The sequence below is a fragment of the Parabacteroides sp. CT06 genome (assembly GCF_002257605.1).
Classification (GTDB): domain Bacteria; phylum Bacteroidota; class Bacteroidia; order Bacteroidales; family Tannerellaceae; genus Parabacteroides; species Parabacteroides distasonis.
Map to the genome: position 1 here is coordinate 3,143,144 of NZ_CP022754.1, position 12,751 is coordinate 3,155,894.

Here is a 12,751-nt window from a genome sequence, read left to right on the forward strand (position 1 = left end):
AACCATCACGGCAATGTGTGTGGCTGATTGATTGTTGAACGCGGGCGGGTCCGCCTCCAGCCGAGGCAGACCTGCCCCTATTTAATGAACGAATATCGGAATGACCCTATATATCATTTTATTTTTCATCGCCCTATGTACGGGTATGGCCTTGTCAGTCTATACGTTCGGTACGGGCGGCAAGCGCAAGCACATCTTTCAGAATATCTATTTCTCTGTGGAAGATACAGATGGTGTGGGTGTGCTGTACACCAAGACGGGTGAATATTCCGCCGTCTTGAAAATCGAAAATCCAGTACAGAAGTATTCGGCAGACATTGACAGCTATTACGATTTCACGCATCTATTCTCTGCCCTTGCGCAAACACTGGGCGAAGGATATGCCTTACACAAACAGGACATCTTCGTGAGAAAACAGTTCGCGAACGAGCCGGAGCATAATCAAGAATTTCTCTCAGCATCGTACTTCCGTTATTTTAATGGGCGTCCGTACACGGACAGCCTTTGCTATCTGACTATCACACAGGAAGCCAAGAAGAGCCGTCTTTTCTCTTACGATAGCAAGAAATGGCGCGATTTCCTCGTGAAGATTTATAAGGTTCGAGACCTACTACGCGACAGCGGTGTACAAGTGAAATTCCTGAACAAAGCCGAGGCAAGCGAATATGTGGACCGTTACTTTGCGATGAACTTCAAAGACCGTACGGTCTCGATGACGAATGTCAAGGCTGACGACGAAACGGTATCTATGGGTGATAAACGCTGTAAGGTGTACAGCCTCGTGGACGTGGACTGCGCCGCACTCCCCTCGCTGATACGTCCCTATACCAATATCGAGGTGAATAATACCGAGATGCCAGTGGATCTTGTCTCGGTGGTGGATAATATTCCGAACGCAGAAACGGTGGTGTACAACCAAATTATTTTCCTGCCCAGTCAGAAGCGTGAACTGGCATTACTCGACAAAAAGAAGAACCGGCACGCAAGCATCCCCAATCCGAGTAACCAAATGGCCGTAGAGGACATCAAGCAGGTACAGGACGTAATAGCCCGTGAAAGCAAACTGCTCGTGTACACGCACTTCAACATGGTGGTGGGCGTGCCTGCCGACACCGACCTTCAAAAATGCACGAATCACTTGGAAAACGCTTTTGGGCGCATGGGCATACATATCAGTAAGCGTGCATACAACCAACTGGAACTGTTCGTCAGTTCATTTCCGGGCAACTGTTACAGCCTGAACGAGGAATATGACCGTTTTCTGACCCTCTCCGACGCTGCGGTATGCCTGATGTACAAGGAACGGGTGCAGCATAGTGAGGAAACGCCGATAAAAATTTATTATACTGACCGTCAAGGTGTTCCGGTAGCTATCGACATCACGGGAAAAGAGGGAAAGAACAAGCTGACCGACAACTCGAATTTTTTCTGCCTGGGGCCTTCGGGCAGCGGAAAGAGTTTCCACATGAACTCCGTCGTGCGCCAGTTGCATGAACAGGGGACGGACGTGGTAATGGTCGATACGGGTAACTCATACGAGGGGCTATGCGAGTATTTCGGCGGCAAGTATATCAGCTATACCGAGGAACGGCCCATCACGATGAATCCGTTCCGCATCAATCGGGAAGAGATGAACGTAGAAAAAACGGGATTCTTGAAAAACCTCGTCTTGCTTATCTGGAAAGGTACGCAGGGAACGGTCACAAAGACGGAAGACCGTCTGATAGAGCACGTCATCACGGAATATTACGACGCCTACTTCAATGGTTTCGAGGGCTTCACACCCCAACAGCGTGAGGACTTGCGTAAGAGCCTCGTTATTGATGACCGCAACAGCAGTGAGAAGCGGCACGAAAGCGAACGGGAACGCGCGGTCCGCATCGAGGGTATCATTGACGAGATAGAGGGCCGACGCAAGGAACTGAAAGTGGAGGAACTGTCATTCAACTCTTTCTATGAATATTCCGTGCAGCGCATCCCGGATATCTGTGAGGAGAACCGTATCACGGGCATCGACCTCTCGACATACCGCTATATGATGAAGGACTTCTATTTGGGCGGCAACCACGAAAAAACGCTGAACGAGAACATGGACAGCTCGCTGTTCGACGAGACGTTCGTGGTCTTCGAAATCGACAGCATAAAAGATGACCCGCTGCTTTTTCCTTTGGTCACGCTGATTATCATGGATGTTTTCTTGCAAAAAATGCGCATCAAGAAGAACCGCAAAGTCCTTGTCATCGAGGAAGCATGGAAAGCCATCGCCAGCCCGCTGATGGCGGAGTACATTAAATTTATGTACAAAACAGCGCGTAAATTCTGGGCCAGTGTGGGCGTGGTGACACAGGAAATACAAGACATCATCGGCAGCGAAATCGTGAAAGAGGCCATCATCAATAACTCGGATGTGGTGATGCTGCTTGACCAGAGCAAATTCAAGGAACGTTTCGACACCATCAAGACGATTCTTGGCCTAACGGACGTGGACTGTAAGAAAATTTTTACCATTAACCGCCTTGAAAACAAGGAAGGACGCAGCTTCTTCCGCGAGGTGTTTATCCGTCGGGGCACGACCAGCGGTGTTTATGGCGTGGAAGAACCGCGCGAGTGCTACATGACTTACACGACCGAACGAGCGGAGAAAGAGGCTCTGAAGCTTTACAAGCGCGAGTTACAATGCAGCCACCAAGAGGCTATCGAGGCATATTGCCGCGACTGGAATACCAGCGGTATCGGCAAGGCATTGCCGTTTGCGCAGAAAGTTAATGAAGCGGGATGTGTACTGAACTTAACCACTAAAATAACATCATAATGAAAACGAAAAGGATTTTAATCACCCTGTCACTGGGCTACGGGATAAATATGATGGGGTTTGAAAGCAGCTTGACGCGCGAACAAATCTCTGTCAGCAATCCGGAACTCACTGTTTTGTCCCTCCGGGAGTTTTGTATGCTGTCCAAGGAGAACCTGCTCCGCATGGATGACATGACACCGGACAAAGTAGCCGCCATCGAACGGTTGTTGGCAGAGTATTCCCTTCGGTTGGGTATGTCCGATGTAGAACTGGAAGCGTATTTGAACCGGTATTATGAAGAAAACCCCAAAGAAAAGGAGTTTTACGATATGTGCGACAGGCTATGTAACAGCAAACCTGTCTTCGATGAAAACAGGTTTCGAGAAGAACTATTCAGGGAACTGAACAGTAGTCCGATGAGTGAAAAAAGACTAAGTGACTTGGGATGGCTACGTTATCAGACCGTGCGCGAAACTTATCTAAACCAGCCTTTCTTTTTGAGATGGTTCGGCTCCCAAGAAGCCCGGATCAAAAGGGCCATCAAGGATACTACCATCATACATGATATGTTCTGCCGACTTGTCACGGAGAATTGTATCGAATCTGAACGGTGGTATTTCAATCACAAGGAACCGGAATACATAAAAGAGGTCTGAAACGATGAAACGGCTGTTTATCTTTTGGGTTATCCTATTGCCTGCCCTGACACAGCATGTTCACGCACAATATTACAGCGTGAACTATGACGCTCGTACCGTGGCGGCCATGGCCGCAGCATTCGGCACGGAGGCAGTAGCCGAAAGCTACTACCGCGAGCAGGTGGATGATATTCTGAAACACTATACGGCGGCAGAAGTGGCGGCAGCAGGGATATTTTCTTCCAAATTTTTGGAACACAAGGCTCTGTCCGACCTTGGCATCTGGTGCAGCAGCACGGAAAATTACTACTATCGTCGAATTTACCACATGGTGGCAGAAAAAATCATGCCGAAAATATGGGTGGTGGCGAAGCTGATGCTGCGCTCACCACAAACAGCAATCCACTGGGGCAGCTACCTGATGAAAGTGTGCGACGATACGAAGAGCCTGTGTATGCAGTTCGAAAGTGTGGTGACAAACAGCACGCTGTCGTTCTCGGACATCGCTTTTCTGGAAATTGACCGCGACATTGCCACCTTGCTGAACCTCGCAGAACTGGGCGGTACCGATTGGCAACGGATGTTGGACAACTTTACCAAAGTGCCGGGCAATTTCACGATTGAGAACTTAAAGGGCGACATTGACAACCTTTATAACATGGGCGTAGGGCTGGCAACATCAGGTATGGAGAACCTCGGTGACGCTCTACTGCAAAGTAGTGCGTTCCATGACCTGTTGGGTGGCAAAGTCAATGAAATCGGCAACCTGTATGAACACTACAGTACTCTCTTCGAGCAGGCGGAACATGACATCGGCAGTCTGCTAATCGACATGGTGGGCGGTCAGGATAGCGTGGCCGCATTGTTCAATTTCAGCAATTACGACCTCACATCGTGGATGACCGACTATATGGACAATGCTGTCGGGAACTATTACACGCAACGGTGGTATATCGCACGGCGTGATCAAGGAAGCATTTCTCTATGCGACTACTACCCACCGACAGACGACAACAGCATATTGAACGGGGGTGCATGGACACGCTTTAACACGAGTGATCCGGGATTTTATCCGAACGCTTCGCAACGGGAGCAGGCCCTCGCCAATTCAGAACGGTATGCCGGATGGTCAAGAAGTCGAGTACAACAGCTCAACAATAGCAACGATGGCTACACCTATACTATCAATACCCGACAACAGGCCTATATCATCAGTAAGGGTAACAAACAGACAAAGAAGGCATACGCCTACGAGATACACGTGACACAGAGTTGGAATCGGACGGAGGTGGTCTATGAGGATGTCTTCGACTCCTATTCGATGGATTTGAATACGTTCAAAGCGCAGCTCAATGCCCGCCTCTCGGAGTTCAATGACAACGAGGAAGGCTATGTCTATTACATAGCATCCGATGCACGGAACTATTATCAGGCGACGGACGCTGCAAAATTGCAGGGATGCGAAAGCGTGACCATCAGTGTAACCTGTTCAGACGGGGCGACGCTGGGACAAGGCTCGACACAATACAAGTGTCGCAAGTGTGGCGGCTCACTGGACGCCCATTCCAAAGAGTGCGTCATGCAGACCTCGGTAACGGAGAACGAACTGGATCTTTCAGAACTGGACGCACTGATACGGGAAGCGGACAATCAAGTCGCCGTTCTTCAATCTCAGATTAGTGCCTTGGAAAAGGAAAACGCCGACCTTCTGAAAAAAATTGCCGAGGCGAGCGTGGAAGACGCAGCAGCTTATCGGCAACAATATAACTCCAACCGGACACGTATCGAGGAACTGAAAAGCGAACTTGCCGAGTGGCAACAAAAACAGAAGGAGTACGCAGATGCGAAGCAGGAAGCGGAAGCAGAGAACGATGTGCCGACAGATGATTACTACCGCCTACCGGCTATCATGCAGGATTGCAAGACAGCCTATAGCCTCACTTGGCAGGACGGAGGTACATGGAGCGGCTATACGTTCGTCCGTAAGGCGACGATGCCGAACATCAATGGTATCATTACGTTCCGTGCGACTATTTCTATCGCACGGAAGCCGAAATACTTTCTGGGTATCAAGATTCACCGTGCCATTATCCAAATCAGTTGGGAATTGACTTCGGCATACACAGACACGCACGTTGCCGATGTACTGACACTCGATCCGAACCTGCCGAACGAGGAAAAGACTAAAATCGTGAATAATCGCATATCGGAAATCGCACGGGAATATCCCAACTGTAAAATCACTACCGAGTATGCCCGTACAGAACCTATGGAAGAAGTACCGAACAGCGACGTGTACCACCTGCTTTGGTCAAGTGACCGCCTCGAAATCGCACGAGAAGTGGATTCACGTATCACGAAAATATACGCCGACCTCGTATCCTTGGAGAAGATGATGCACTACAAGCGGAACATCATCGACGTACTGAAGGATGTGCTACCGGAACTCGATACGGACGAGGGTCGTAGGCTGACACTCGTGGAAGAGTGCCATGACCGCTGGGTAGAAAACGCACGGACATCCCGAAGTGGCAGAAAGGAGGTACGGCCATGAAACGCACTATACTGATAGCCATTACGTTGCTTGCGCTACTACCCGATGTCGCCAAGGGCCAATGGACATTCGATATCGTGTCGGTGGAAGCGTACATAAATGACCACAAAAAACAACGCAGCCTGTTGCTGGCCCGAAGCACGCTGGAATACAGCAACCAACTGCTGCATGAGTACAGCCGTGAGGAGACGGGCAAATACAAGGAAGTAAATATCGACCTTGACCGCTATACCCGTGCCTTTGATGTCATCGACGTGATGTACCAATCCCTGCGGACGGTGCTGAACGTGAAGGATACCTACAGCTCGGTAAGTGACCGTATCGGTGACTATAAGACCATGCTGGAGGCTTTCCATGAGAAAATCCTGAAACATGGGAACATCGAGCCGTCAGACGCACTGATACTGACTATCAATGAAAAAGCAATACGGGACATCGCCAACGAGGGCGAACACCTCTATAAGTCGGTGAGCGACCTCGTACTGTATGCCACGGGCGCAGCGGCCTGCTCGACCAGCGACCTGCTTATGGTACTGGAGTCCGTGAACAAGTCGCTGGACAGCATTGAGCAACACTTGAACCGGGCATACATCGAGACATGGAGATACATACAGGTACGTATCGGCTACTGGAAATCGAAGATTTACCGGGAACGTACCAAACGGGAAATTATTGACGGTGCTTTCGGACGATGGCGCAATGCGGGGCGACTGGATTATTGACGGTAAAAGAGGAAGGAGGTAAATAATGCCACAAGTTAGATTATGACTTCTATGTACCAAAATTGATAAGGAATATCTTAAAACGCAGGAAAAGCGTTTCGTCCTGAATGTTCGGAGAAGTACAAACAGAGAAAGAAACTTTAAGTACAAACAAGTCTATCTGGCCTATAACCAAGAGGCAAATGGACATTAATAAAAGATGTAATGAAAAAGATCGTTTTTGAAAAAGACATTACGCTATATAAAGCCGATTGCCTTGAAGTAATGCCTCTTCTCCCAGAATCAAGTATTGATTTAGTTCTATGCGACCCACCTTTTGGAATTACAGCCTCGCAATGGGATAAGATAATACCATTCTCGAAAATGTGGGAGGAGATTAGAAGAGTGAGAAAGGATAATGCGCCTACGGCTTTATTTGGCAGCGAACCGTTCAGCAGCCTTTTACGCTGTGGCAATTTAGCCGAATTTAAATATGACTGGGTATGGGAAAAGTCAAAAGCAAGCAATTTCCTTCTTGCTAAAAAGCAACCTCTAAAAGCGCATGAGCTAATCAGTATCTTTTGTAACGGCAGAACTCCTTATTATCCAATCATGGAGGAAGGTGAGCCTTATGAGAATCGTACAAAGAGAGGAAGTAACTGGACAGGAGTAAACAAGGTACCAAATCCTACATTCAGAAATGAAAACAAAGGAACGAGATACCCACGAAGTGTGAAATATTTTAAAACTGCGGAATCAGAGGGCAAAACGATTCATGTTAATCAAAAACCAGTCGCATTGTTGAAATATCTGATAAAAACATACACGAAAGAGGGTGACACAGTCCTTGATTTTGCCTCTGGAAGCATGAGCACTGCAATCGCCTGTATTCATACGAATAGAAAATGTATTTGTATTGAAAAGGATGATATGCACTTCTTGCGGGGAGAGGAAAGGATTAGAAATGAATATAATATAAAAAGAAATGTGGAATAATCCTGGTGATTAACTGATTGAAACACATTGAGTATTAAAAGATTAATAACAAATAACCGAAAGTAAATATGGACAGAATACTCTTACTCGTGACGGTTACAATAATTGCAACCACGGCGGCAAAGGCACAATCCGTGACCTATAACCACGATTCGCCGAAACAAAACCAAGTAACAGTAATGGAAACCGGTACGGGAGCACTCTCGCCCGACCTCTACTATTCCATACTGCACAACAAGTATAAGAAGTCGGCAGCAGTCAAGAACAAACTGTCATTCCGCACACTGGCGGGCGTCAACCTATACAACCAAACGGACGAAGCTGAAGCCATCGACTCGGCATTGGTGAGCCGGGCAAAGATAGAAGCCTTGAACGTGGCTGACCGTCAAGCGGACATCGCATGGGTCGCTGAAGGCGATAAGGTCAACGGACAGATGGTACGGTTCAAACGAAACATAGACCGCATCTTGCCTGTCGGGGGGACACCGGAGGATAAAGACAGATGGACGGAATATTACCATATCTACCAGTGCGCCATTGATGCAACGAAAGATGCCTATATGCCCAACGCACAGCGGAAGAAAGAGTATCTGCGCATCTACGAGGATATAACTCGACAGAACGAAATCCTTGTCGGCTACCTTGCCAAACGGCAGAATACTACGATAACAAGTACGCTACTGAATGCTACCGCTGACCGTACTCTGGATAAGGAGAGTATTGTCCGCGATGCGGTGAACCGATGGCACGAATCGCGCTTTGCCGTGCGCGGCCCGCAATCAGGCAATAACACGGGTGGCAACGGCGACGGAGATGAAACAGTAAATAAAGGGAACTGAAAAAACAAAAACGTATGGCAGACGGAAATATACTCTCGGATTTCGGTATTAATATCCTTGAAGAAGAAATTGACGATGTGATTTTTCAAACGAACGAGTTCCTGACTGATGCGACTTTTACCGGCTCGCAGGGACCGTTCTGGTGGATACTACAAATGTGCATGGCACTGGCTGCCCTGTTCGCTATTGTGATGGCAGCGGGAATGGCGTACAAGATGATGGTGAAACATGAGCCACTGGATGTGCTGAAGCTGTTCCGTCCTTTGGCTGTTTCAATCATCCTCTGTTGGTGGTATCCGCCAGCAGACACGGGTATGGCTGGCAGTGGGAGCAGTTGGTGTTTCCTTGACTTCCTGTCTTACATCCCGAACTGCATCGGCTCGTACACGCATGACCTGTACGAGGCAGAAGCCACCCAAATAGCGGACAAATTCGAGGAAGTGCAGCAACTTATCCATGTACGTGACACGATGTACCAAAGCTTGCAAGCACAGGCAGATGTCGCTCACACGGGTACCTCCGACCCGAACCTGGTAGAAGCGACCATGGAACAAACCGGAGTGGACGAAGTGACGAAGATGGAGAAAGACGCAGCCGAACTGTGGTTTACCTCACTGACGGCAGGAGTCATCGTAGGTATCGACAAAATCATCATGCTTATCGCTCTGATTGTGTATCGTATCGGATGGTGGGCGACCATCTATTGCCAGCAAATCCTACTGGGCATGTTAACAATATTCGGACCTATACAATGGGCGTTCTCGCTGTTGCCCAAATGGGAAGGTGCATGGGCGAAGTGGCTTATAAGGTATCTGACAGTACATTTCTATGGTGCAATGCTCTACTTCGTCGGCTTCTATGTGCTACTGTTATTCGACATTGTACTGTGCATACAGGTAGAAAACCTGACGGCAATCACAGCAAGCGAACAGACAATGGCGGCCTACTTGCAAAACAGCTTCTTCTCCGCCGGCTACTTGATGGCGGCAAGTATCGTGGCACTGAAATGCCTAAACCTCGTGCCGGACTTGGCAGCATGGATGATACCTGAAGGCGACACGGCCTTCTCTACACGGAACTTTGGAGAAGGTGTGGCGCAGCAGGCCAAAATGACGGCTACGGGCGGTATCGGCTCGATGATGAGATAATGATAAACCTAATATTAAATATCCAAAAGATGAATGTACAACAGAAAATTGAGAAATGGTGCAGGAACGAGCGTTTCGTGCACTATGCAAATGAACGCATAAGCGAAGAACTCGTTTATGCACCTAACCACCGAATTGATCCGGAATATGAAGAACTGGACGAAGCCATTACATGGGACAACCGATATATTGTCCCTATGATGACTTACCTTACCTATCGTCTGCAACTGGTCAAATTGCAGAAAAATGCCAAGAATCGAAACCGCCGTGTCTGGTGGATATTCGTGCATGTAATCATGCGGGAAGATTACACACAGCTTTTTGACGGGAAGTTCGAAAAATTTCTGACGGAGTTGCATGATACAGTCATGACAATGTTACATGACGAATACACACGATTGTCTAACAAGAAAAAATAAAGGTATATGGTCATCAAACATTTGGAGAATAAAATCCGACTGGTGGGCATCATCTGCACTGCTTTTCTTGCAGGGTGTATCATCATCAGCGTATCAAGTATCTGGACTGCCCGGACAATGGTGACGGACGCGCAGAAAAAGGTGTATGTGCTGGACGGAAATGTACCTATACTCGTAACCCGCACGACGATGGACGAAACACTGGACGTGGAGGCCAAGAGCCACGTAGAAATGTTCCACCATTACTTTTTTACTCTCGCACCGGACGACAAATACATCCGCTATACGATGGAAAAAGCGATGTACCTGGTCGATGAGACGGGACTGGCACAGTACAATACCCTCAAGGAAAAGGGATTTTACTCCAATATATTGGGTACGAGCGCGGTGTTCTCGATATTCTGTGACAGTATCTCCTTTGACAAAAAGAATATGGAGTTCACCTACTATGGTCGGCAGCGAATCGAGCGCCGGAGTAATATCCTGATGCGCGAACTGGTTACGGCAGGGCAACTTAAACGTGTGCCGAGAACGGACAATAATCCGCATGGACTGCTCATAGTAAACTGGCGCACATTGCTGAACAAAGATATCGAGCAAAAAACAAAGAGTAACTATTAAATCACCAAAGATATGAATATCAAAGGATTCAAACGGATGTTGTTCGGCGAGAAGATGCCGGACAAAGATGACCCGCAGTACAAGGAACGCTACGAGCGAGAGGTGCAGGCCGGGCATAAATTCGCCAAGGCGACACGCATCGACCAAGCGGCGGCCAAGGTGCAGGGCTTTGCCAACGCACACCGGACGCTGTTTCTGGTCATCGTCTTTACATTCGTCATCGGAGCTTTCGTATGGAACGCCTACCGCTTGGTAACTGTGTACAGACACAGTCCGGTAAGTCGCACGGCGACGGAAAAGCAGGATTCAGTGCTTCGGGAACGGCACAAGCTGTTGCAGGAAGTCGAAATAAGGGAACATAAAAACAGAGGGGACAAACCATAGTAAAAAGAGTACTTATGAATACACGGCTTGAAAAATCAGTCCGTTCGTCAGACGAATGGTACACGCCAAAGGAGATACTGGACGCATTGGGCAAATTCGACATTGACCCTTGCGCTCCCATCCATCCGTTGTGGCCGACTGCCGAGGTCATGTATGACCAGAACATAGATGGGTTGTCCCAGATATGGGAAGGGCGTGTGTGGCTCAATCCTCCCTATTCGCGTCCTCTTATCGAGCTATTCGTCCGGAAATTGGCAGAACATGGCAACGGCATTGCATTATTATTCAACCGTTGCGATTCCAAAATGTTTCAGGACGTCATCTTTCCAAAAGCGACGGGAATGAAATTCCTACGCCACCGCATCCGATTCTACCGACCAGGCGGAGCACGAGGTGACTCTCCCAGTCGCGGTAGCATCCTATTAGCTTTCGGAGAAGACAACGCAGAGATACTGAGAAATTGTGCCATTGAAGGCAAATATGTACAACTCAATTAAAAGATGTATAATGAAGATATTGGAGAAAATCAATTTTCGCCAGCCGAAATATATGCTTCCCGCCATCCTTTATTTCCCCCTGCTCGGCACGTCTTATTTCATCTTCGACCTGTTTCAGACAGAAACGATAGAAATACAAGACAAGGCGTTGCAGACGACGGAGTTCCTAAACCCCGAATTGCCGGGGGCACAGATCAAGGACGATGGCATAGGCAGCAAATACGAGAATATGGCGAAATCATGGGGTAAGATACAAGACTACTCCGCTGTAGATAACATAGACCGGGAAGAACCCGATAAAAACAAGGAAGAGTATGAATCGAAATACACGCAGGACGACATCGACCTGCTCACGGAAGAACAACAGGAAAAAGCTGCGGCAGCGGAAATTGCCTCTGCCAAGACACGAGAACAGGAAGCACTTGCCGAACTGGAGAAAGCACTCGCAGAGGCGAGACTGAGAGGGCAAAACGCGACTGTACCCCCGGCAGAAACGGACACGGCCAACATTGCTCCACCACAAGGAGCAGCAGCCTCCGGAACCATCAACGAAGAGAGCCGGGCTGTGAAAACGCCATCAGCGGACGAACCGCCCAGCGAGGTGGTACGCAAGGTGAAGACAACCTCGGACTACTTTAACACACTGTCGAAGAATGTCCGTGAACCGAAACTCATCCAAGCCATCATTGACGAGAACATCAAAGCGGTGGACGGCTCGCGCGTGAGGTTGCGCCTGCTTGACGATGTGGAGATTGGCGAGTGTGTGATAGCAAGGGGAACATACCTGTACGCTACGGTAAGCGGATTCTCATCCGGGCGCGTGAAAGGTAATATCAGCAGCATCCTCGTGAATGACGAATTGGTGAAAGTGAGTCTCTCACTCTATGATACAGATGGCATGGAGGGGCTGTATGTGCCCAACAGCCAATTCCGGGAAACGAGCAAGGATGTAGCAAGCGGGGCAATGTCGGGCAATATGAACATGAGTATGGGAAGTACAACAGGAAACAGCCTTGCACAATGGGGGATGCAGGCGGTGAACAATGCCTACCAGAAAACAAGCAATGCCATTAGCAAAGCTATCAAGAAAAACAAAGTCAAGTTGAAATACGGAACTTTCGTGTATTTAGTGAACGGACAGGAAAAAAGGAATTAAAACG

Annotated in this window: 12 protein-coding genes; all 12 read left to right on the forward strand. The window is 48.4% G+C overall.

What is annotated here, in order from left to right:
• The first annotated feature begins 100 nt into the window (after window positions 1-100).
• The 12 genes from CI960_RS13615 to traM all read left to right on the forward strand — a co-directional run bounded on the left by CI960_RS13615 (window position 101) and on the right by traM (window position 12,747).
• On the forward strand, window positions 101-2,812 hold the full coding sequence (locus CI960_RS13615) for a helicase HerA domain-containing protein (RefSeq protein WP_004322061.1): 2,712 nt from the start codon (window positions 101-103) through the stop codon (window positions 2,810-2,812).
• The gene (locus CI960_RS13620) at window positions 2,812-3,450 is read left to right on the forward strand and encodes a hypothetical protein (RefSeq protein WP_004322062.1); all 639 of its coding nucleotides are present in this window, start codon (window positions 2,812-2,814) and stop codon (window positions 3,448-3,450) included. Before CI960_RS13615 ends, CI960_RS13620 begins: the two co-directional genes overlap by 1 nt.
• Window positions 3,451-3,454: 4 nt before the next feature.
• Window positions 3,455-5,986, forward strand: coding sequence for a hypothetical protein (locus CI960_RS13625; RefSeq protein WP_011203017.1), 2,532 nt, complete (start codon window positions 3,455-3,457; stop codon window positions 5,984-5,986).
• Complete coding sequence (locus tag CI960_RS13630) at window positions 5,983-6,708, forward strand: hypothetical protein (protein WP_004322064.1); 726 nt, start codon at window positions 5,983-5,985, stop codon at window positions 6,706-6,708. Before CI960_RS13625 ends, CI960_RS13630 begins: the two co-directional genes overlap by 4 nt.
• 204 nt (window positions 6,709-6,912) lie before the next feature.
• Entirely contained in the window at window positions 6,913-7,683 is a 771-nt protein-coding gene (locus CI960_RS13635; protein WP_004310179.1) for a site-specific DNA-methyltransferase, read from the forward strand.
• A 68-nt stretch (window positions 7,684-7,751) separates the two neighbouring features.
• Window positions 7,752-8,522: a DUF5045 domain-containing protein gene (locus CI960_RS13640; protein WP_004310178.1), complete on the forward strand. Its 771-nt coding sequence runs from the start codon at window positions 7,752-7,754 to the stop codon at window positions 8,520-8,522.
• Between the two features lie 14 nt (window positions 8,523-8,536).
• A complete protein-coding gene (locus CI960_RS13645) occupies window positions 8,537-9,670 on the forward strand; it encodes a hypothetical protein (RefSeq protein WP_004310177.1) in 1,134 nt (377 codons plus the stop codon).
• 29 nt (window positions 9,671-9,699) lie between these two features.
• Window positions 9,700-10,089 (forward strand): hypothetical protein, encoded by a 390-nt coding sequence (locus CI960_RS13650; protein ID WP_004310176.1) that lies wholly within the window; start codon window positions 9,700-9,702, stop codon window positions 10,087-10,089.
• 6 nt (window positions 10,090-10,095) lie between these two features.
• Window positions 10,096-10,710, forward strand: a complete 615-nt coding sequence (gene traK, locus CI960_RS13655; protein ID WP_004310175.1) for a conjugative transposon protein TraK — start codon at window positions 10,096-10,098, stop codon at window positions 10,708-10,710.
• Window positions 10,711-10,722: 12 nt separating this feature from the next.
• A complete protein-coding gene (locus CI960_RS13660) occupies window positions 10,723-11,094 on the forward strand; it encodes a hypothetical protein (RefSeq protein ID WP_004310174.1) in 372 nt (123 codons plus the stop codon).
• Between the two features lie 14 nt (window positions 11,095-11,108).
• The gene (locus CI960_RS13665; protein WP_011203018.1) at window positions 11,109-11,591 is read left to right on the forward strand and encodes a DNA N-6-adenine-methyltransferase; all 483 of its coding nucleotides are present in this window, start codon (window positions 11,109-11,111) and stop codon (window positions 11,589-11,591) included.
• Window positions 11,592-11,601: 10 nt separating this feature from the next.
• A complete protein-coding gene (traM, locus tag CI960_RS13670) occupies window positions 11,602-12,747 on the forward strand; it encodes a conjugative transposon protein TraM (RefSeq protein ID WP_004310172.1) in 1,146 nt (381 codons plus the stop codon).
• Window positions 12,748-12,751 lie beyond the last annotated feature (4 nt).

What these genes read in the sequence shown, in the direction of transcription:
- CI960_RS13620 (WP_004322062.1), top strand. Translation starts at nt 2,812, where the DNA reads ATGAAAACGAAAAGGATTTTAATCACCCTGTCACTGGGCTACGGGATA.
- CI960_RS13630 (WP_004322064.1), top strand. Translation starts at nt 5,983, where the DNA reads ATGAAACGCACTATACTGATAGCCATTACGTTGCTTGCGCTACTACCC.
- traK (WP_004310175.1), top strand. Translation starts at nt 10,096, where the DNA reads ATGGTCATCAAACATTTGGAGAATAAAATCCGACTGGTGGGCATCATC.
- CI960_RS13660 (WP_004310174.1), top strand. Translation starts at nt 10,723, where the DNA reads ATGAATATCAAAGGATTCAAACGGATGTTGTTCGGCGAGAAGATGCCG.
- CI960_RS13625 (WP_011203017.1), top strand. Translation starts at nt 3,455, where the DNA reads ATGAAACGGCTGTTTATCTTTTGGGTTATCCTATTGCCTGCCCTGACA.
- CI960_RS13615 (WP_004322061.1), top strand. Translation starts at nt 101, where the DNA reads ATGACCCTATATATCATTTTATTTTTCATCGCCCTATGTACGGGTATG.
- CI960_RS13665 (WP_011203018.1), top strand. Translation starts at nt 11,109, where the DNA reads ATGAATACACGGCTTGAAAAATCAGTCCGTTCGTCAGACGAATGGTAC.
- CI960_RS13645 (WP_004310177.1), top strand. Translation starts at nt 8,537, where the DNA reads ATGGCAGACGGAAATATACTCTCGGATTTCGGTATTAATATCCTTGAA.
- CI960_RS13635 (WP_004310179.1), top strand. Translation starts at nt 6,913, where the DNA reads ATGAAAAAGATCGTTTTTGAAAAAGACATTACGCTATATAAAGCCGAT.
- CI960_RS13640 (WP_004310178.1), top strand. Translation starts at nt 7,752, where the DNA reads ATGGACAGAATACTCTTACTCGTGACGGTTACAATAATTGCAACCACG.
- CI960_RS13650 (WP_004310176.1), top strand. Translation starts at nt 9,700, where the DNA reads ATGAATGTACAACAGAAAATTGAGAAATGGTGCAGGAACGAGCGTTTC.
- traM (WP_004310172.1), top strand. Translation starts at nt 11,602, where the DNA reads ATGAAGATATTGGAGAAAATCAATTTTCGCCAGCCGAAATATATGCTT.